Origin of the sequence: Propionispira arboris (assembly GCF_900109225.1) — a bacterium.
GTDB classification, from domain to species: Bacteria; Bacillota; Negativicutes; order Selenomonadales; family Selenomonadaceae; genus Propionispira; species Propionispira arboris.
Window position 1 is genome coordinate 82,521 of the sequence record NZ_FNZK01000008.1, and the last position, 19,989, is coordinate 102,509.

Below are 19,989 nucleotides of genomic sequence, written 5' to 3' on the forward strand. Positions count from 1 at the left end.
AGCAATATATTCCCTGCTGATTTTTAAAAATTTAGCAGGGATTTTTTTATGTAAAGAGGAAATAGAGAATGCAGAGATAGACTTGATTTAGTATAGGAGGTTTTTCATCATGAAACAAAATTATTTGTTTGTAGAATATCCCAAATGCGGCACTTGCCAAAAAGCGAAAAAGTGGCTCGATGACAATAGTTTTAGTTACGAAAAACGAGATATAAAAGAGCAGAACCCTACAGCGGAGGAACTGAAAATTTGGTGGCAGAAAAGTCAACTACCATTACGTAAGTTTTTTAATACGAGTGGTCTTGTTTATAAATCACTGGGGCTAAAAAACAAATTGCCGACGATGACGGAAGTCGAGCAGCTGGCTTTACTCGCAACAAATGGGATGCTGGTTAAGCGACCAATTTTGATTGGTGAGGAACAGGTAGTGGTTGGTTTTAAAGAAGCAGATTGGAATAAATTAAAGTAAACGGATTGAAGTTTATGCTTTACTTTAATGCCTGAACGTTATACGATTTAAGCGAATGAAAGTGTACGTTTTTAGGAGCGTTAAATCGGGAGGAAATACCATGAATGGATATGTTTTTTTAGGTCTGGCAATTTTGCTGGAAATTTTTTCAACCTCAATGTTAAAAGCTTCAGATGGGTTTACCAAAATGCTTCCCAGCTTTGTTTTTGCGGCTGGTATGGGATTGTCATTTTATGCTTTTTCACAGGCATTGCAACTCATTCCACTCAGTATTGCCTATGCAATCTGGTCAGGGGCGGGAACCGCGCTAACGGCAGTGATTGCGGTGTTGATTTGGAAAGAGTCAATCAATATTTATACAGCGATCGGAATTGTTTTAATCATTAGTGGTGTTGCTTTGCTTAATATCAAGGGCACTGTTCATTGACAGATTTTTATATTCATGGCTGTTAACGCGATATATATTATATAAGTTGCATGAAATACTCTATAAGACAATCGTCAGGAATGGGGTATAGGGCTCCGTGGCGTTACGGAGGAAGCAAACGATGCCCTATATCCCATTTCTGGCAGACTGATAGAGTGGATATTATTATATCTAAGGCGAAAAGGGGAGCGTGAATCCAGATGGATCAAGAAACTAAAGGGCTTTTATGGCTGGCTGGTGGATGCTTCTGGGGTGTAGAAGCATATATCGGCAAAATAAGTGGTGTGCTAAAAACGAATGTTGGTTATGCGAATGGTCATACGAAAAATCCTACTTATGAGGAAGTTTGCTCAGGAAATACTGGTCATGCGGAAACGGTCTATGTTGAATATGACCGTCAGCAGCTTGCACTTTCAACTTTGTTACATTATTTTTTTACCGTTATCAATCCAACTACTTTAAATCAACAAGGTTATGACGTAGGCACACAATATCGAACGGGTATCTATTACAAGGATATAGCGGATAAAGCTGTTATCGAACAGCTTATTTGCCAAGAACAACTAAAATATAAGATACCGATTGTCACGGAAGTTTTGCCACTGCTCAATTATTATGTGGCGGAAGAATATCATCAAAAATATTTGCAAAAAAACCCGAAAGGGTATTGTCATATTAATTTAAATCAAACACCCGATCAGCTATAGTTTGGGCAGGCGGGCCCTTGCGTAAAAAACTGTCACTTAGAATATTCATAAGTGACAGTTTTTTTATAGCTTAATACCGTAGAAAAAAAGCTGGTTCATTGTTTTTTATTGTAGTAATTGATTAGGCAGCCATCGGCAATAATTTGTCGTTCCCCGGCTGATAAATTTTCCAGCTTTAAGGTTATTGGAATTCGCTGACTGTGTTTGACGATTTCGCCTTGTATGGTTGTTTTTTCGCTGTTGATCGCTTCGCGAATACCGGCGATATAAATTAAATCGTCATCTTCTAAAAGTAGGAGGTCTTTTTGATCCATCGTAAATGGAATCATCCCCCAATTGATTAAATTGCTGCGATAACGTTTGGTGGCATATTCTACAGCGATATTGGCATCACCGCCTAAAACACGTTGACAAGAAGCAGCTTGTTCTCTGGCAGAACCATCACCTGGTTTGATAGCTACGATAACACTGCCAATGCCAGTTGAAAGCATCTGTTCACGTGTATTATTCGGAAAAGCTTTGTTAAACAGCGGGATTATATCACTGACCGTTGTTTTTTCTTCTAGTACTTGTTGACGCTGTATTTCTTCTTTTTGTACAGCTTTGGCCCGATTTACATATTCTGGTATTTTACGTGACAAGGTAAATTCCGCTAGTCTCAATGGATTGGAGCGGTAGGATGAGGTTTCGCCGGATGGAATCAGTTCATCGGTTGTTGTGACAGCATCATGGATAACAGCGCAGACTTTAAGCAGCAGGTTATCAGGCAGAGACCGTATTTTGGGCCAAGCAATGATATTCGGTCCAGTGATAAGTTCTTCTTGTTCATCTGCCTTAGAAAATCCCTGATATACACGATTTTCATAGATTTGGTTCGTATACGTATACTCAGGAATCGTGATTGTTTCCTCGGAAGCAGCTGTGAGCAGACCACCATTTTTAGCGGTGGCAGCAATAGAACGTGCATCCATTAAAGCTACATAGGATATTTGATCGTCCGCTGGTTTTGAACCTTCACGATGCGGGAAATTACGCGTTGTATGGCGGATACTGAAAGCGTTGTTAGCAGGTACATCACCAGCACCAAAACATGGACCGCAGAAGGCCGAGCGGATGGTCGTTCCAGCCAGTGTCAAATCAGAAATAGTACCAATTTTCATCAATTCGAAGAAAATTGGCTGACTGGCAGGATAGACGTTGAGATCAAAGCTGTTTAATGGAGTTTGACCCAGAATTTTGGCGGCGGATACTAGATTTTCATAGGAACCACCAGCACAACCAGCAATAATTCCTTGATCAACTTTTAACCTGCCATTTTGTAGTTTATCCAATAAATTGACTTTAATATGGGGATTTTCGATTTGCTGCTTAACTTGTATTTCGATTTGGCGTAAAATATCAGCGGCGTTGGCATTGACTTCGGCAATTGTATAAACGTTGCTTGGATGAAATGGCATAGCAATAACCGGTTCGATTTCAGCTAAATCTACTTCCACAACACCGTTATAATACGTTATGTCATTTGGCTGCATTGGTTGGTAGTCTTCAGAGCGTCCATGAATTTTATAATATGATTCAGTTTTTTCATCAGTACACCAAATAGAACTTAAACAAGTGGTTTCCGTTGTCATGACATCGATGCCGTTACGGAAATCCATGCTGAGATTGTAAATACCAGGACCGACAAATTCCATGACTTTGTTTTTTACATATCCTTTATTGAACACAGCTTTGATGATGGTTAGGGCAATGTCCTGCGGACCGACATTCGCCGCTGGAGTTCCTTTTAAATAAATGGCGATGATTTCCGGATATTTTATATCATAGGTATGGCTCAGGAGCTGCTTGACAATTTCTCCACCGCCTTCGCCAATCGCCATTGTTCCTAAAGCTCCATAACGGGTATGGCTGTCAGAACCAAGTATCATTTTGCCGCAGCTGGCCATCGTTTCACGCATAAATTGATGGATAACAGCCTGATGCGGCGGTACAAAAATCCCACCAAATTTTTTCGCTGCGGAATAACCAAAAACATGATCATCTTCATTGATGGTTCCACCGACAGCACACAGGGTGTTATGGCAATTGGTTAGTACATAGGGTACGGGAAATTTTTTCAGACCGCTGGAAATGGCTGTTTGTAAAATACCGACAAATGTAATATCGTGAGAAGCTAAGGCATCAAATTTAATTTGCAAATTCTGGATGTTGCTGCTGGTATTGTGTTGTTTTAAAATTTGATAAGACATTGTTCCGGCAAGTGCTTTTTCTTTTTGGGGTGAAGCTTGGAGTGGTTTTAAACCATCGGTAGTTAATCGCTGGTTTAAGTTATCTAGATCCAGGCGGTTATTTTCTTTAATTAATAGTTGACCACGCAATAGATAGGCGCCTGTATCGAATAATTTGATCATAAAGTATACCTCCAAATTGTTGTATATTTTAAATTGTTAGATAGTTAATTTTATTCTGTCTTTAAGTATAAAGAGTAAATGGATGTTCAACCAATAGAGATAAGTTATTTCTAAGCATAAATATTTAGAATGCGTTGCTGCGTATTTATGCTGGTAATATGGCAGTTGGTAGTTTTTACACTTTGCTTGAGCAGGATATTTCAGTTTGAGTACGAAATCAAACTGAAATAGATCTATATATAATGCATTAAAGAAATTGCATCTAGCCTATTAGGCTGCCAGGAATGGGGCATCGTTTGCTTCCTCCGTAACGCCACTCAACCCTATACCCCATTCCTGACGATTGCCATATAAAATATTTAATTCAACTTATATATATTGAAGGGTAATGAAAGGATTGCCGAAGAAAAATGATTCGGCTGGGTGTTTTATGGAAAATAAAGATTGGGGTATTCTTTTAACTTTATATGATGAAAAAAATATAACAAAAGCGGCACAGATTTTATATATGTCACAACCAGCTCTTACTTCAAAAATCAAACATATCGAGCAGGAATTGGGTGTGCAGCTGATTTTTCGCGATGCGCGAGGTATCCGTTTTACCCCGGAAGGTAACTATATGGTTAAAAAAGCAACGGAAATGGTAGCTCAGTTTGAAATAATCAAAAATGAGCTCAGCGGATTTTCCAATGAGCTTTCGGGAACGATTGAAATTTGTGCATCGCATTATTTTACAATGTATCGCCTGCCAAAAATATTGAAATTATTCAAGCAAAAATATCCAGATGCCGATTTTAAAGTGATGACGGATTGGTCTAAAAATTTATTTAGTATTGTCAATAGTAAAAAAGCACATATCGGGTTTGTAAATATTGATTATGGCGGATGTGAGCAAATGCATATGTTGTATGAAGAGTCCGTGTGTGTTACAGCCATGGAACCATTTGAATTAAAAGAACTGGTTCAATTGCCGCGTATTGAATATAAGCGTGACTATATATTAAAAATGCAGATCGATAAATGGTGGCGTAATAATTTTTCAGCCCCACCACTCATTAGCATGTATGTCGATAAAATCACAACATGTCGGGAAATGGTATCATATGGTCTTGGTTATGGTATATTGCCAGAGTTTATTATCCGTGATATTCCAGATATTCATAAGGCTTATTTATTTGATAAGAACGGTGTTAAAATTACACGCAAGACTTGGATGATTTACAACGAAGCAGATTTTAGCCTGCCAATACTGCCGATTTTCATTGAATTTGTAAAAAATATGCAATTTTAAAATAAACTATATAGAACGCATTAAATAAATTGCATCCAGTCGATCAGTCTGCCAGGAATGGGGTACAGGGCATCGTTTGCTTTCTGCGTAACGCCACGGAGCCCTATACCCCATTCTTGACGATTGTCATATAAAATGTTTAATGCGTTCTATATATGTTGCAGTGAAGGGGCACTTTGTTTAGATTTTTTTATTTTTCGATAAATGAGATAAATGATATTATCTGAATTTTCTATTGTAAACAATAACAAATCTTTATTTTTTTTATTCTGATAATTTGGCTATAATAAAAATATAAGTTATTTCATAACTTGCAAGGAGAATCAATTAAATCTCAGCTATGATCTTTTATGATTGATCTGATTATGGTCTGATGCATATTTTAGGGCAAAGAATTTGGCAATCGGCAATGATTGTACTTACGGAAAAGAAGGTGAATAGAGATGGAGTTAATCTCGAAGGGAAGAGCCGGGACGTTAGAATCTGGTGATATTTGTGTTGTTGTTGAAAAATGCAGTGATAAGGGCATTTTGATTGACTTAGACAGTTCCGTTGCTAGTTTATTTGGCAGAGAAATCAAAGCAGTAATTACGAAAACCATCCAAGATCTTGGCTTTACAAGTGGAGTTAAGGTTACAGCCACGGATAAGGGTGCACTAAATTGCACAATTGCAGCTAGAATAACAGCAGCTGTATATCGGGCGGCGGAAAGTACTGAATTTAGCTGGAAATAAACAGCAGATAAAGGAAGGAATGATCACAAGATGGCTATTAAACAGAGATTGCGCAGAACGATGATGTTTATTCCCGGGAATAATCCGGGTATGATGCGTGATGCACATATATATGGTTCAGATTCATTGATGTTTGACTTGGAAGATGCAGTATCTATGGCGGAAAAAGATGCGGCTCGGCTGTTGGTGTTTAATGCACTGAAGACAATTGATTATGGCGACATGGAAATTGTTGTTCGGATAAATCCACTCAATACGCCTTATGGTAAAGCTGATATTGAAGCAATGGTGGTTGCTGGTGCGCATGTACTGCGTATGCCAAAAACGGAAACAGCAGAAGATATTACCGAATGTGAAGCTTATATCGCTGAAATGGAAGTGAAACATGGTATTCCAGTAGGCAGAACACTGATGATGGCAGCGATTGAAGGTGCGCTTGGTGTTATTAATGCGTATAAAATTGCTACCGCTTCAGATCGTTTAATTGGTATTGCTTTAGGTGCAGAAGATTATTGTGCGAACTTAAAGGCAAATAGAACGAAATCGGGTATTGAACTGCAATTAGCTCGTGAAACAATTCTGGTTGCTGCTCGTGCTGCCGGAATTGATGCACTCGATACCGTGTTCTCCGATGTAAATGATGAAGAACAGTTGATTTATGAAGCACAATTGGTAAAAGACATGGGATTTGACGGAAAATCTGTTATAAATCCTCGTCAGATCGGACCGGTACATAAGGTTTTTGCTCCGACGGAAAAAGCAATTGAAAAAGCAAAACGTATTATTGCCGCGATCAAAGAAGCTGAAGCAAAAGGCTCAGGTGTTATCAGCTTAAATGGTAAAATGGTCGACAGACCAGTTGTAATTCGTGCCGAACGCACAATTGAACTGGCAATTGCATCTGGTGTTTTATTACCAGAGGAGGTAGAGTAATGAAAAACGAAATCAATCATGAAGTTTCAGCAGACTTACTCAAGCATTTAGGCTTAGAATTTTATAGCGAACCCGAACAGGGCAAAGATTGCTCTACATTAAATGAACGCCTTCTGAAAAATGGTAAATTTCTTACTTCTTTAGAAGAAGCAATTAAAAAATCAGGCTTGCAAGATGGCATGACGATTTCATTTCATCATCATTTTCGCAATGGTGACTATATTTTAAACATGGTTTTGGATACATTGGCTAAAATGGGTCTCAAACATTTAACGGTTGCCTCATCAAGTCTTTCGACTGCGCATGCACCGTTGATTGAGCATATCAAAAGTGGTGTTGTAAGCAAAATTGAAAGTTCCGGGATGCGCGGCGATTTAGCCGATGCAATTTCGCATGGATTAATGAAAGAACCAGTTATTTTCCGCAGTCACGGTGGCCGTGCCGCAGCGATTGCGAATGGGAGTTTGCATATTGATGTTGCTTTTCTCGGGGCTCCATCTGCGGATGTAGTAGGCAATTCCAGTGGTGTTTATACAAATGAAGAAGGTAAATCAATCTGTGGTTCTTTGGGTTATGCCAAAGTGGATGCACGTTATGCAGATAAAACGATTATTCTTACGGATAATGTGGTTCCGTTTCCAAATTCTCCAGCATCAATTCCGGCAACGGATGTTGATTATGTTGTGAAAGTGGATGCACTTGGCGATTCCAGTAAAATTTCTTCAGGAGCTACTCGCTTTACCAAAAACCCACGTGATCTACTGATTGCGGAAAATGCCGCAAAAGTTATTCAAGAATCCGGCTATTTTAAAGATGGCTTTTCCATACAAACCGGTTCCGGCGGAGCCGCACTTGCGGTTACACGTTTTATTACCGATGAGATGATCAAACGTAATATCAAGGCTCGTTTTGCACTTGGCGGGATTACCGGTCAGATTGTGAAATTATATGAAGAAGGTTTGATTGGGAAAATTCTTGATGTACAAGGCTTTGATACAATTGCTGCTGAATCCTTGCGCGATAATAAAGACCATATTGAAATTGATGGCAATCAGTATGCAAATCCATTTAATGAAGGTTCGGCAATCCATCAGCTTGATATTGTTATTTTATCGGCCTTAGAAGTTGATGTGAACTTTAATGTCAATGTGTTGACTGGTTCAGATGGGGTTATTCGCGGTGCGATCGGTGGACATCCAGACACAGCTAGTAAAGCAGCATTAACCGTATTGGTGTCGCCTGTTATTCGTGGCCGTATTCCTTGTATCTTAGACAAGGTAAATACGCTTGTTACACCTGGTTCTGTTTGTGATGTACTGGTTACGGATCAGGGCGTTGCTGTAAATCCTAGCCGTCCGGAAATCAAAGCAAGATTGATAAAAGCTGGCTTGAAAATAACAACAATTGAAGAACTTAAAGAAAGTGCTGAAAAAGTTGTTGGTAAACCGGATGCTTTGCAGTTTAAAGATAAAGTCGTTGGCGTTGTTACGCATCCCGATGGTCGTGTCTTAGATGTGATCCATGAAGTGAAGTAACCAATATGGATACATTATTTTCGGGAATTGAGATAACTTTACAGGAAGTTTTAAAAAATAAAGAAGCCCGCGCTGCGTTGCAGCGTGAGCTTCTTGCTCAATATAAGGCGCCAATTATTTCTTTTACGATTAATATGCCGGGCCAAGTGAAACTTAGCCCGGCAAGTCGGTTTTTACATAAAACGGGTCTGGAACGGCTAAAAAAATCCTTAGAAGCTGCAGGTTTGTCCATTCATGCTATCCAGACCGTAGAAAATAATACTGGCCCGGAAGCCTTTTTTTCTGTTGCGGCAGAGGCTCGGCTTTTGAAAAAAATTGCCTGTCAGGTTGAAGATGAAGATGAAGTGGGGCGTTTATTTGATATGGATGTATTGGCTATGGATGGTGTGCCAATCAGTCGTACCACTTTAAAATTGCCCCAGCGAAAATGTTTTATTTGTGAGCAGGTCGCTGCAGTTTGTGCGCGGTCACGCCGTCATACTTCAGCAGAGCTATTGGCTAAAATTAAACAAATTATTATGGCTGTGCAAGGATAAATTATGCGCAAAGGAGCACGGAAGATGGAATCTTTTTCGGAAGACACATTTGAATTACAGGAACTGCCCCAATCTTTACGGAGCAGCCGTAAGCTGGTAAAAGATTTTTTGGCGAAATTTGATTTAACGTATGATAAACTGGATGCTTATGTTGGTTTGTTTGTTGATGATAAAATGGTGGCGGGTGGTGGTTATCAGGGATCCGTAATCAAATGTATTGCCGTAGATCCTATTTACCAGCAATGTGGTTTAGCCAATAAGGTTATCTCCTATTTATGCAGTGAACTTTGGGCGAAGGGATTAGCCAATCTTTTTGTATTTACCAAACCAAATAATAGTAGTCAGTTTACCGGAATGGGCTTTCATTTGATTGGCAGTGCCGATGCGGCGATTTTACTGGAAAGCAGTAAAAATGGTGTGGCAGATTTTGCGGCAGCACTTTTGCCGTATCGCCACAGTGGTGTACAGGGAGCAATCGTGATGAATGCGAATCCATTTACCTTAGGGCATCGTTATTTAGTGGAGCGTGCTATTTCAAATTGCGACCATTTGCATATTTTTGTTGTGGCCGAGGAAAAATCGATTTTTCCCTTTGCTGTACGAAAAAAGCTAGTTGAGGAAGGTACAAAAGACCTTGCTAATGTGACCGTGCATAGTGGTGGTCAATACATTATCTCAAGTGCAACTTTTCCCGCCTATTTTATCAAAGAATTATCAGATGTTGCTAAAACCTATGCGCAGCTTGATATCAATGTTTTTGCCCGGTATATTGCACCAGCTTTATCGATTACAAAACGTTTTGTTGGCAGTGAACCAACCGATGCTTTGACTTGTGCTTATAATGAAATCATGCAGAGTGAATTGCCAAAATTTGCGATTGAATCGGTGATATTTGATCGTAAAATAAAAGAAAAGCAGCCCATATCGGCATCAAGTGTGAGGGGATTTCTGACCAAAGGTGATATTGTCGGAGCCAGTCAGTTTGTACCGGCAACTACAGCAGCTTATTTTTCAACACCAGAAGGGCGAATGGTGATTGAAAAATTAAAAGGTATAGACGGCTGAAAGGAGCAAATAAATGATTATACTACCACAAGAGATTGGCCGTCTGGCAACACAGGCTATTTTATATGAAGCTGCCGTGTCGCCCAAACCAGGCCTTGTTGATCGACGTAATGCCGGGGCACATAAAGATATGGATGTTTTTACCTTTTTAGCTAGTGCTGCGGCATTGTCACCCTATTTTGTCCAGTTTGCCCAAATCGGTATGGAGCATGTAAACCAAGATCCGAAAACTTTATTGCGGGCAATTCGAAAAGTTGGTATCGAAGCGGAACAGGCAATGCTGGGGGCGACAGCTGGTGTTAACACGCATAAAGGGGCTATTTTTTCACTGGGGTTGATCTGTGCGGCAGCAGGCAGTCTTGCCACTGCGGACATAGATCTTGAACCGCAGACTATTGTCGATTATGTAAGCGACATGACGATGGGAATTTGTGAACATGAATATCAAGGTGTGGAAGTCAAACAAAATCCAACCAAGGGCGAACAGATCTATTTGAAATACGGTTTAAGGGGTGTACGCGGCGAAGCACAAGCTGGATTTCCCAATGTTATGAAATATTCGTATCCAGTGCTTAAACGGTGCTTATTACAGAAACAATCCGGTAACACAAGCATGCTGCAAGCCTATTTGCATTTGGCGGGAAATGTAGATGATACCAATGTTTTGGGACGCCATGATATGGAAATGTCAAACTATGTTAAATCGGAAACGAAGCGAATTTTAGCGCTTGGTGGTGCCTTAGAACAGAAAAATATGGTTTTGCTTGAAGAAATGGATGATGATTTTATCAACAAAAATATTAGCCCCGGTGGTTGTGCTGACTTATTGGCGGTGACACTATTTTTGTTCTTTTTGGCGCATCCTTTGTGGAAATATAAAGTATAAAAAAACATTCTATGTGGTAACATGTTATCACATAGAATGTTTTTTTATTACCTCTAGACTTATAAATGAGTCTTTTTACTTTGCGTTGCTAATAGATAATACAGTACGGAAGCAAGAATGAGTATACAGGCACTTGCCAGGTACATGGATCGATAGCCAAGCTGCGCAGCGGCCAGACTGAGGATAAAAGATCCCAGACCTACACTGATATCCAATGCCAAAAAATATGTAGCGGTAGCGACGCCTGAACGTGCTACGGGTGAGTGCTGTATCGCTAATGTTTGAAATGCGGGACTCAGTGCCCCAAAGCCAATTCCGAGAACTCCACCGGCTAACAATAAGCCACCTAATGTAGAGATTTGGCTCAAAATTACGAGCCCTATCAGAAAAACGAGAAAACCTGGATATACTACGAAGTTTGGACCAGCTTGATCAAACAGTTTGCCAACAATGGGACGAGTTATTACGATGACGATCGCAAAAATCGCAAAAAACATACTTGTGTAATTGGTTAGATCAAGCATTTTCGCATAAAGCGGCATGAAAACTAAAACGCCAGCATAAGCAAAAAAAACTAAACCACCCAGTAAGGCCATAGGCAAAGCATTTGGTTCAATAAAATTTGTCCATTTAAAAGTTTGATCTTTTTTAGTTACTGGTAGAATAATGTTATTTGGTAATTTTTTTCGGTTGCTGCACCAAAATGATGCAATAGCTAAGAGCGTACAGCAGGTAAATAAGATGTTGAACTGGTAATAAGAAATAATCAGCAAACTAAAAAAAGGCCCCACAACCATGGCTAAATTGGAAAATACAGCAAAATAACCAATGCCTTCTCCTTTACGCTGCGGAGGAAGAACTAAGGCTGCGACAGTTGCAGCAGTTGTAGTTCCTATAGCAAAAACAGCTCCATGTATAAGGCGGATTGCTAATAAAAAAGCTAGATTATCGATACATAAATACAGGATGCTGGTGATTAAAAATATAATAGATGAGAGTAAAAGAATTTTCTTTTTATTGAATTCATCAATCCATTTACCAGCCAGCGGGCGGCACAAAACAGCCCCTATCTGGAAAAAAGTCATGGCTAGACCAGCGGACCAGTCATTGCCATTCAGATTTTCTATAACAAAAATTGGGAGTGCCGTAATTAAAGCATAGTGGGTCATGTATTGGAAAAAGCTACTAAAACTCATTCCTAAAAATTCTTGTGTCCATAAAGTTGGTTTCATTGGGTGTGTTCCTTCTATTCCATGTAGATTTTTTTAAGCGTGAACTGGCCAGAAATTCTCGATTGCAGTATGTAATGAATTAAATTTTAGATCTTAGCTCTGGCTAAAGTACAGGTTTTTCTTTTCTGATTATAACATAATATAGAAGAACACATGAACAAGTTTGCCCCCTGCAATCCGTTTTGAGGATTGATTATGATCAATTAAATGCGAATAACGTACACGAATTTTGAAATAAAGAAAAGCCGTTTCTCCAGATATCAGGGGATAACGGCTTTTTTCGATGAAAAGACATGAAAACAAATTATCAAAATGTATCATGTTGAACCCGACGACTTTCATTGTTTTTAGATATTCACTCTTGGTATGCTTTTTTCTCGCCGTGATGAGTTGTAACAACCTTGTATAGTGATTTATTGCCCGTAATGAATAAAACATTGCTTTCAGCTCCGATGCCAAACTCACAATTGGTCACAGTTTCAGGAGTTTGAATATACCCCATTTCCTCACCTTTAGGAGAAAGTACTAAAATTCCTGGATGAGATGGGTCATAGTTAGCGACAAAAATATTTCCGTCGGAATCTATTCTCATTCCGTCCGGTCGAAAGCCCGGAGACTGATAAACTATTTCTCGGAATTTTGCAGTTCCATCCTCGAGCAAATCATAAGCAAGAATGCCATCGAATCCGCGACGGGTTGCTAAGCCGGCAGTTGATGATCTGTAGTCAAACAAGCCGTTATCGTTAGAATCTACATACAATGTCTTTTGGTCTGGTGAGAGTGCAATCCCATTAGGCTTTCCGGCATTTCCTATAATAAGACGGATTTTTCCATCTCTATCAATCCGATATACTCCTTGGACAGCTTGATTCATAGCTTCTTTACCAAAATACCTTGGATCGGTAAAATAAATTCTACCAGTGTTGTCTGTCACAACATCATTTGGCGAATTTAAAGGTTGACCATTAAACTCGGCTGCAAGAATAACTGCCTTACCTGTTTCAAAATCAGTTGCAGTTATACGTCGACCACCGTAGTCTGCGGCTTCTGCCGCAATTAAGCGTCCCACAGCATCAAAAGCCAGACCGTCTGCTTGACCGCTGGGAGATCGAAAAACTGTAATTTTTTTGGCTTTTGGATCGTACTTCATGATGTGCCCTCCCAATAATGCACCTTTAGCCAATGAAGAGGGTGTAAGATCACAAAAATATACTTGACCGTCTGGAGCCACGGCAGGTCCTTCTAAATGAGTTCCTTGGTTATAAATTACTTCAAGCTTTTCTCCGGGGGGAATCAAATTATTATTTATCTCCGCGGACGCAGATAAAGTGAAAATATTTAGTAGCAATAGGCTCGATATAAGTAATACGGCTGAGCGTAAATATTTAGTCATTTTCATTTTTCCTCCTTCTATCATCGTTATATAAACAAAATATTATCATTGTATACTTTTTGTTGCAAGTACGCATATTTTTAATATATACTATTAAAAATAGTACTATTAGCTATTGGAGGGTCATTTATGACAAAATCACTCTATCGGGAAGGGAGTTGTTCGGTATTGGCTGTGCAAAAAATCATTGCTGGTAAATGGAAGCTTTCTATATTGTGGCAGCTCAGTCAAGGCACCAAACGATTTAATCAACTGCAAAAGCTATTGTCTGAAATTTCACAGGGTATACTCACGCAGCAATTGCGGGAACTGGAACAGGATGGGCTGGTCCATCGAGAAATTTACAGAGAAGTTCCGCCTAAAGTTGAATATTCATTAACAACGCTTGGTGAAAGTTTCATGCCAGTGCTAGCGACTATACGAAACTGGGGGGATCAGTACTTAAATACTCGATCGGAATCCCACACTATATAATATCTGCCATATTTGCCTGATTTGATTGTGAGTAAGATTCATAATCAAAATGTTATTTATAATAAAATGCAGGCTATTATTTTTCTTTTAATTCTATATAATGAACATAGAAACATAATTTGAAATTCACATGAGGAGGTAGTTTTGATGAAAGTAGTAGCTATTAATGGCAGTCCACGAAAAAAATGGAATACAGCTGATTTATTGAATAAAGTACTGGAAGGTGCTGCATCAGAAGGCGCAGACACAAAATTGATCCATCTGTATGATCTAAAATATAGAGGCTGCATCAGCTGTTTTGCTTGTAAGAAAAAAGATGGAAAAAGTTATGGACAATGCGTAATGGATGATGATCTTACCGCTGTTTTAGCGAAAATAAAAAAAGCAGACGTTGTTGTTTTGGGATCACCCATTTATTTGGCGAATATTACTGGTCAAATGAAGTCACTTCTGGAACGCATGATTTTTCAATCCATGTTATATGATAAAGACCATTCTTCATTAGTTGAAAAAAAGAAACCGGTGGCTTTTATTTACACGATGAATGTAAATGACGAAAGAGCGCAGGATTATGATTATATTTATAAAATGAATGAACGATATTTAAAGCATGTATTTGGTTATGCGGAAAGTTTCCTGTCGACTGACACCTATCAGTTCTCCGATTATAAGAAATATGATACGTCTTTATTTGACAGCGAAGCGAAAGCGAAACGCCATAAAGAAGTTTTTCCGCAAGATTGTGAAAGAGCATTTGCACTTGGGGCAAAACTGGCGAGAACAAAGCTGGAAGATTTGTAATATATCTATAGTTTGGAGTATAAAAAAGCAGCCCGAATTTCTCAACGGAGAGAAGTTCGGGCTGCTTCCTTTTTTTAGTATTGGTTAAAAAATAAGGGGTTTAGTCGCTGGTTGTCAATCATCAAGCCATTTTGTTTTGACTATATCAATATTATGCAAAGCTTGTTCCATCGTTACATGGGCATATTCAAAGACCATGACAGCTGTAGGGGCAGCGGTTTTAATATTGGTGAAAATATTTTGCCAGTCAACGGTTCCCTGCCCGATTGCCAGATGTTCATCGATAATGCCATGATTGTCATGTAAATGAAAAGCTTTTAAGCGGCTGCCTAGTGATTGGATTAGTTCAGGGAAAGACCAATCATTGACGGCGGCATGACCAATGTCCAGCAAGGCATTGGCATTTAGATTGATAATTAAGTCGAAAAAATCTTGCTGATCATAAAGCAAAGTCTTTTTATTATAGAGACCAACATTTTCAATCAATATCGGTACATTATATAGAGCGGCGAGATTTAAAATTTTGAGCAGACGTTTTTTAACAAGATTTTGCAGCGTATATTTTTCACCAGATAAAGATTCATTGGTGTGAACAACAACGTAGTCTGCTTGCCACTTTTGGGCGAAAATGAAAAGATTTTTGTAGATGGCTAAATAGTTTTGTTTTTTTATATCTGCTAAATTGATGCTGATACATGGTGCATGAATGCTGAATCCTTTGACAGAACCAGCTGGATACAAGTCAGTCAAAACTTGGCTCCAATAATCATCCGAACCGAATTCATAAAATATTTCAAGTCCCATTGATATAGGCAGCTTTTTTAGGTTCGGGTATTCAAACCCCGCAAAAGACAAATTACTGAGTGCCAGTTTCATTGTAAATTCCTCCTTTGATATTTATTCTGGATAACCAATATTTTCGCCGCTAATCGCATCAAATAAACTTATATGTTTCCAGGAAAAAGAAAGCTGGATGGGGCCTTTTGCTACGATTTGCTCAGCTGGTACGATACATAAAATATTTTGACCATTATGGGGAAGTGATATGTGAATGCAATGCTGGCTGCCCAGATTTTCGATGAAGTCGGCAGTTCCGGCAAGCATACATGAATCGGTAACTACAATATGTTCAGGCCTGATCCCTAGCATTAAATTTGTTTTTTTTGCTGCCAGCGGCAGCCATTTAGCAGGCAGTTCAAGACGTGTGCCATCAATCCACAAAGCACTATCATTACATTCAACCGGGAGCAGATTCATCGCCGGAATGCCAATAAAAGAAGCGACGAAAGTATTGGCGGGTCTGCTATAAATCATGTCAGGCGTATTCAATTGCTGTAAGAGCCCCTGTTTCATAATCGCAACCCGTTGTCCCACCGTCATGGCTTCTACCTGGTCGTGTGTCACATACATCATAGTGGGTTGATAGAGTTCATGGATTTTGACAAGTTCGGTTCGGGCTTGCTGTCTGAGTTTTGCATCCAGATTTGATAGGGGCTCGTCTAATAGGAAAAATGGTGCTTGTTTTACCAAAGCCCGTCCTAATGCAACACGCTGTTTTTGTCCGCCAGAGAGTTCTTTTGGTTTTCGATTTTCAAAGCCGGATAGATTTAAGATCGAGAGGACTTTTTTTGTTCGGCTTTGAATTTCTTCTTTAGAAACTTTTTGCAGTCTCAAGCCAAACGTAATATTTTCCCATACACTCATATGCGGATAGAGGGCATAGTTTTGAAATACCATAGCAACATTACGCTCACCAGGTTCAACATTCGTAACGATTTTTCCACCCATTTTTAAAATGCCAGAACTAATGCTTTCCAATCCGGCAACCATGCGGAGGGTTGTGGTCTTGCCACAGCCAGAAGGCCCTAACAGGATTAAACGTTCGCCTTGTTTTACTTCTAAGTTTAAATTTTTAATGGCATTGGTATCGTTATAAGATTTGCAGATGTTTTCAAAGATAATTCCATTCATTCGTTGATCTATCCTTTCACGCCAGATTGTATAAATGAGTTCATGATAAAACGTTGGAAAAGCAGGTACAAAAATAATGGCGGTAAGGAGGTCAGGGTGGCTAATGTCATCGCGATGCCCCATTCACTGCCGCCTTCGGCGCTGATAAACATTTGTAGGGCAATAGGCAGTGTATAGCTTGCCTTGTCATTGAGTATCAATAATGGCCAAAAGTACTGATTCCAGGAATCAATAAAAAAGATAATCCCCATGGCGAAGATGGCCGGTTTGATAAGGGGCAGCATAATACGATGCAAAATAAGCCAGGCACTGGCATTTTCGAGTTTTGCGGCTTCAATAAGCGGTTTTGGAATGCCACGCATTGTTTGTCGCATCAGAAAAATGCCCATACCATCCATTAACTGAGGCAATATGACCCCTAGGGGATTATTTAATAAGCCGAGTTTAGCGATCAGCAAATAGTTTGGCATAATTACCACTGTAATGGGAATAAAAAAGGTAAACAGCAGGGCGTTGAATATTTTTTCTTTATGGCGAAAATCATAATATACAAAGGCAAAAGCAGCTAAAAGGCTTGTGCAGATTTTTGCTAGGGTAATGACACTGGCGATTATAAATGTGTTGCTGATATAGTTTAGGAGGGGCAATGTTTCTAATACATGCAGGTAGTTATCTAAAACAAAGGGGGCGGGAAAAGGATTTAAGGTAGCTGTGAATATTTGATCCATAGTTTTAAAAGAAGTCGACACCATAAATAGCAGGGGCCAAACTTCTATAAGAATGACAACAATCAATAAAAAATGCCACAGCACACTTCTTTTTTTGTTAATTTTCATAATGCACCTTCTTGTTTAAAGCCTTGCTTTTTATTACTAAAAAACCAGCGTAGACAATCATTGTAAGTATGGCTAAGGCAGCGGCTTTTCCGGTTTGGAAAAAGACAAAACCATATTGATATACAATATATACTAAGTTCGTGCTGCTTTGATTGGGACCGCCTTGTGTAAGCATGTTAAGTGGGACCAATACATATTGTAAGCCAAAGACGATGGTAATGATGAGAACGTAGATAGCTGTTGGTGATGTCATTGGTACAACGATATAACGAAAAATATGCCAGTTGGAGGCATTTTCGAGTTTTGCGGCTTCAATTAAATCTTTGGGGACATCAACCATGGCGGCTAGGAGAACAAGGAGATTGTAACCGAATATTTTCCAACCAATGATGAAACTGATTGCAGCAATGACAAATCCTGGCTCTTTAAACCAACTGGGGGAAGTTAAACCTATACTGGATAACAGTAAACTGATCGGCCCAGCGAGTGGATTAAAGATCCAAAGAAAAATGATACTGGCTACTGCCAGCGATAATGTACTGGGGATAAATAAGATAGAACGGTAGAAAAACTTGAAATGGTGAATACAATGAGCCATAACAAAAGATAACAGATAGGGCAGCAGAAAATTGATGATGACGAGTAATATGATATAAAAAAGCGTGTTTGCAAGAATTTTAAACAGTTCATCACCAGACATCAATTGCCGATAATTATCAAAACCAACAAATTTCATTGTGGGATTGACCATATTCCAGGAGTGGAAACTCAGCCAAAGGTCTTGTAGTAAAGGCCAGTACGAAAATAACAAAGACAAGAAAATTGCGGGAGTTAAGAAAAGCCCGGGCTGCCAATAATGACGGTTCATAAAATCAATCCTTTCAGGTGCGAAATAAACAAAGAATGCCGAATAAGCCGTGGGCTCATTCGGCATTCTTTTATTTGGCAGGGTTATTGAAGTAAAGTATTTACTTTATCGGCTGCTTGTTTTAAGGCAGCGGCAGCAGTCTGCTGACCGCTTAAAATTACATCACGGACATCAATCAATGCTTGTTCAGCCTGAAGTCCATTTGCACCAGGAAAACTTGCCCATTTTACAACATCCGGCATTTGTGACATAGCGGATTGCATGTTTTTATTTTCGGCAACAAAATCTTTTAATCCGTTAGGATCTTCCGTCACACCTTTGCGTGGGGGAAGGTAACCGGTACCTTTTGTCCAAAGAGCGAGTGCTGAAGGCGATTCAAGAAATTTAACAAAACGCCAAGCAGCTTTTTGTTTTTCTGGATCTTTAGAGAAAATCATCAGCATATTTCCGCCCGCAGGGACCTTTCTAGGTTTATTTTCAAAAGTTGGAAATAGTGTACTCATAACCGTGAATTTTGCACTTTTTTCAAAGTTTTCTCGTTTCCCAATTGTTGTACAAACCATGCCTACTTTGCCACTTAGAAAAGCCTGGAAAGCTTCGTCATTGCTGGAATGAAGCCCTGTGCCGACTTTCACCATATCAGCAATAACCTGATATGCCTGAGCAGCTTCCGGTGAGTCAAAAGCTGCAACGGTTTTATTATCTTTTTTAGTGAGCATTTTGCCCCCATTGGATTCAATTAAAGCTTGTTGAGCCCAGTTATCGGCATATTCCTGCATGAAAAATCCAACGTTGCTAGTTTTTTCTTTGATGATTTGTGCGTATTGTGTTACTTCCTGCCAAGTACGTGGCGGTTTATTAGGGTCAAGGCCCGCTTGTTTAAATATCTCGGGATTATAATATAATACTGGGACACTCACGGAATACGGCACACCGATTTGTTTGCCATCATCGGTTGTTGCCAAAGAAATAATATTCGGCAAAAAATTATCTTGTATGAAGTTTTTATCTTCAGGCATTTGTGTACTAATAAGTTCTTGAATATCATCATATTTTAAGTTTTCGCCGGCATAATTTAAGTAACTGTAGCCCATTTGCACAACATCAGGATTTTTACCTGAGGCCATGGCGGCTTGAAGATTTTGTGTTAATCCCTTATACATATCAGGATTAAATTTTTCGACGACTTCAATATCAGGATTTTCTTTATTAAATGTTTCAATAAGTTGCTTGACCGTAGCTCCGCCAAAACTTTCGGCATTTACATGCCAATACTCAATGGTTACTTTTTCACTGGTTTTTGTTGTGTTACCACAACCAGTAAGTGTAATGAGAAAAAGGCTAAGACATAAAAAGGAAATTATTTTTGTGAATTGTTTCAAAACAGATACCTCCTACATATACATACACAATGTATTAT

20 protein-coding genes are annotated in these 19,989 nt (G+C 39.2%); 12 read left to right on the plus strand and 8 right to left on the minus strand.

The features are described 5' to 3' along the window. Window positions 1-109: 109 nt before the first annotated feature. The 3 genes from BMY14_RS09485 (at window position 110) to msrA (ending at window position 1,603) form a co-directional block, all read left to right on the plus strand. Window positions 110-469, plus strand: coding sequence for an arsenate reductase family protein (locus BMY14_RS09485; RefSeq protein ID WP_091831177.1), 360 nt, complete (start codon window positions 110-112; stop codon window positions 467-469). A gap of 100 nt (window positions 470-569) precedes the next feature. Then, a complete protein-coding gene (locus tag BMY14_RS09490) occupies window positions 570-896 on the plus strand; it encodes a DMT family transporter (protein WP_019552233.1) in 327 nt (108 codons plus the stop codon). A 200-nt stretch (window positions 897-1,096) separates the two neighbouring features. Continuing rightward, window positions 1,097-1,603, plus strand: coding sequence for a peptide-methionine (S)-S-oxide reductase MsrA (msrA, locus tag BMY14_RS09495; RefSeq protein ID WP_091831178.1), 507 nt, complete (start codon window positions 1,097-1,099; stop codon window positions 1,601-1,603). Window positions 1,604-1,698: 95 nt separating this feature from the next. Here the strand turns inward: msrA and BMY14_RS09500 are convergent, their stop codons facing one another. After that, window positions 1,699-4,014 (minus strand): hydratase, encoded by a 2,316-nt coding sequence (locus BMY14_RS09500; protein WP_091831180.1) that lies wholly within the window; start codon window positions 4,012-4,014, stop codon window positions 1,699-1,701. Window positions 4,015-4,444: 430 nt separating this feature from the next. Here BMY14_RS09500 and BMY14_RS09505 point away from each other — a divergent pair, with 430 nt between their 5' ends. The 7 genes from BMY14_RS09505 (at window position 4,445) to citG (ending at window position 10,994) form a co-directional block, all read left to right on the plus strand. Next, window positions 4,445-5,305: a LysR family transcriptional regulator gene (locus BMY14_RS09505; RefSeq protein ID WP_245741348.1), complete on the plus strand. Its 861-nt coding sequence runs from the start codon at window positions 4,445-4,447 to the stop codon at window positions 5,303-5,305. Between the two features lie 443 nt (window positions 5,306-5,748). Continuing rightward, window positions 5,749-6,039 carry a citrate lyase acyl carrier protein gene (gene citD / locus BMY14_RS09510; RefSeq protein ID WP_019552238.1) on the plus strand — a complete coding sequence of 97 codons (291 nt, stop codon included), beginning with the start codon at window positions 5,749-5,751 and terminating at the stop codon, window positions 6,037-6,039. A 30-nt stretch (window positions 6,040-6,069) separates the two neighbouring features. Further along, on the plus strand, window positions 6,070-6,972 hold the full coding sequence (citE, locus tag BMY14_RS09515) for a citrate (pro-3S)-lyase subunit beta (protein ID WP_019552239.1): 903 nt from the start codon (window positions 6,070-6,072) through the stop codon (window positions 6,970-6,972). After that, the gene (gene citF, locus BMY14_RS09520) at window positions 6,972-8,507 is read left to right on the plus strand and encodes a citrate lyase subunit alpha (protein WP_091831184.1); all 1,536 of its coding nucleotides are present in this window, start codon (window positions 6,972-6,974) and stop codon (window positions 8,505-8,507) included. The genes citE and citF overlap by 1 nt, the downstream gene beginning before the upstream one ends. A 5-nt stretch (window positions 8,508-8,512) precedes the next feature. Further along, window positions 8,513-9,043 carry a citrate lyase holo-[acyl-carrier protein] synthase gene (gene citX / locus BMY14_RS09525; protein WP_091831186.1) on the plus strand — a complete coding sequence of 177 codons (531 nt, stop codon included), beginning with the start codon at window positions 8,513-8,515 and terminating at the stop codon, window positions 9,041-9,043. A gap of 24 nt (window positions 9,044-9,067) precedes the next feature. After that, window positions 9,068-10,108 carry a [citrate (pro-3S)-lyase] ligase gene (citC, locus tag BMY14_RS09530; protein WP_177177537.1) on the plus strand — a complete coding sequence of 347 codons (1,041 nt, stop codon included), beginning with the start codon at window positions 9,068-9,070 and terminating at the stop codon, window positions 10,106-10,108. Window positions 10,109-10,121: 13 nt separating this feature from the next. Then, a complete protein-coding gene (citG, locus tag BMY14_RS09535) occupies window positions 10,122-10,994 on the plus strand; it encodes a triphosphoribosyl-dephospho-CoA synthase CitG (protein WP_091831190.1) in 873 nt (290 codons plus the stop codon). A gap of 59 nt (window positions 10,995-11,053) precedes the next feature. Here the strand turns inward: citG and BMY14_RS09540 are convergent, their stop codons facing one another. Beyond that, window positions 11,054-12,226, minus strand: a complete 1,173-nt coding sequence (locus BMY14_RS09540) for an MFS transporter (RefSeq protein WP_091831192.1) — start codon at window positions 12,224-12,226, stop codon at window positions 11,054-11,056. 355 nt (window positions 12,227-12,581) lie between these two features. Then, window positions 12,582-13,625 (minus strand): SMP-30/gluconolactonase/LRE family protein, encoded by a 1,044-nt coding sequence (locus tag BMY14_RS09545; RefSeq protein ID WP_177177538.1) that lies wholly within the window; start codon window positions 13,623-13,625, stop codon window positions 12,582-12,584. A gap of 123 nt (window positions 13,626-13,748) precedes the next feature. Here BMY14_RS09545 and BMY14_RS09550 point away from each other — a divergent pair, with 123 nt between their 5' ends. Further along, window positions 13,749-14,093 (plus strand): winged helix-turn-helix transcriptional regulator, encoded by a 345-nt coding sequence (locus BMY14_RS09550; RefSeq protein WP_091831196.1) that lies wholly within the window; start codon window positions 13,749-13,751, stop codon window positions 14,091-14,093. Window positions 14,094-14,240: 147 nt separating this feature from the next. After that, window positions 14,241-14,894, plus strand: coding sequence for a flavodoxin family protein (locus BMY14_RS09555; protein WP_091831198.1), 654 nt, complete (start codon window positions 14,241-14,243; stop codon window positions 14,892-14,894). A gap of 114 nt (window positions 14,895-15,008) precedes the next feature. On the opposite strand, the gene BMY14_RS09560 is transcribed toward BMY14_RS09555, so the two are convergent. From BMY14_RS09560 to BMY14_RS09580, 5 genes are all read right to left on the minus strand, one after another. After that, complete coding sequence (locus BMY14_RS09560) at window positions 15,009-15,770, minus strand: sugar phosphate isomerase/epimerase family protein (protein WP_091831200.1); 762 nt, start codon at window positions 15,768-15,770, stop codon at window positions 15,009-15,011. 21 nt (window positions 15,771-15,791) lie between these two features. Further along, complete coding sequence (locus BMY14_RS09565; protein ID WP_091831202.1) at window positions 15,792-16,865, minus strand: ABC transporter ATP-binding protein; 1,074 nt, start codon at window positions 16,863-16,865, stop codon at window positions 15,792-15,794. A gap of 8 nt (window positions 16,866-16,873) precedes the next feature. Further along, window positions 16,874-17,701 carry a carbohydrate ABC transporter permease gene (locus BMY14_RS09570; RefSeq protein WP_091831204.1) on the minus strand — a complete coding sequence of 276 codons (828 nt, stop codon included), beginning with the start codon at window positions 17,699-17,701 and terminating at the stop codon, window positions 16,874-16,876. After that, window positions 17,691-18,452: a carbohydrate ABC transporter permease gene (locus tag BMY14_RS09575; protein ID WP_245741350.1), complete on the minus strand. Its 762-nt coding sequence runs from the start codon at window positions 18,450-18,452 to the stop codon at window positions 17,691-17,693. The genes BMY14_RS09570 and BMY14_RS09575 overlap by 11 nt, the downstream gene beginning before the upstream one ends. Before the next feature lie 200 nt (window positions 18,453-18,652). Further along, on the minus strand, window positions 18,653-19,951 hold the full coding sequence (locus tag BMY14_RS09580) for an ABC transporter substrate-binding protein (RefSeq protein WP_091831208.1): 1,299 nt from the start codon (window positions 19,949-19,951) through the stop codon (window positions 18,653-18,655). Between the last annotated feature and the right edge of the window lie 38 nt (window positions 19,952-19,989).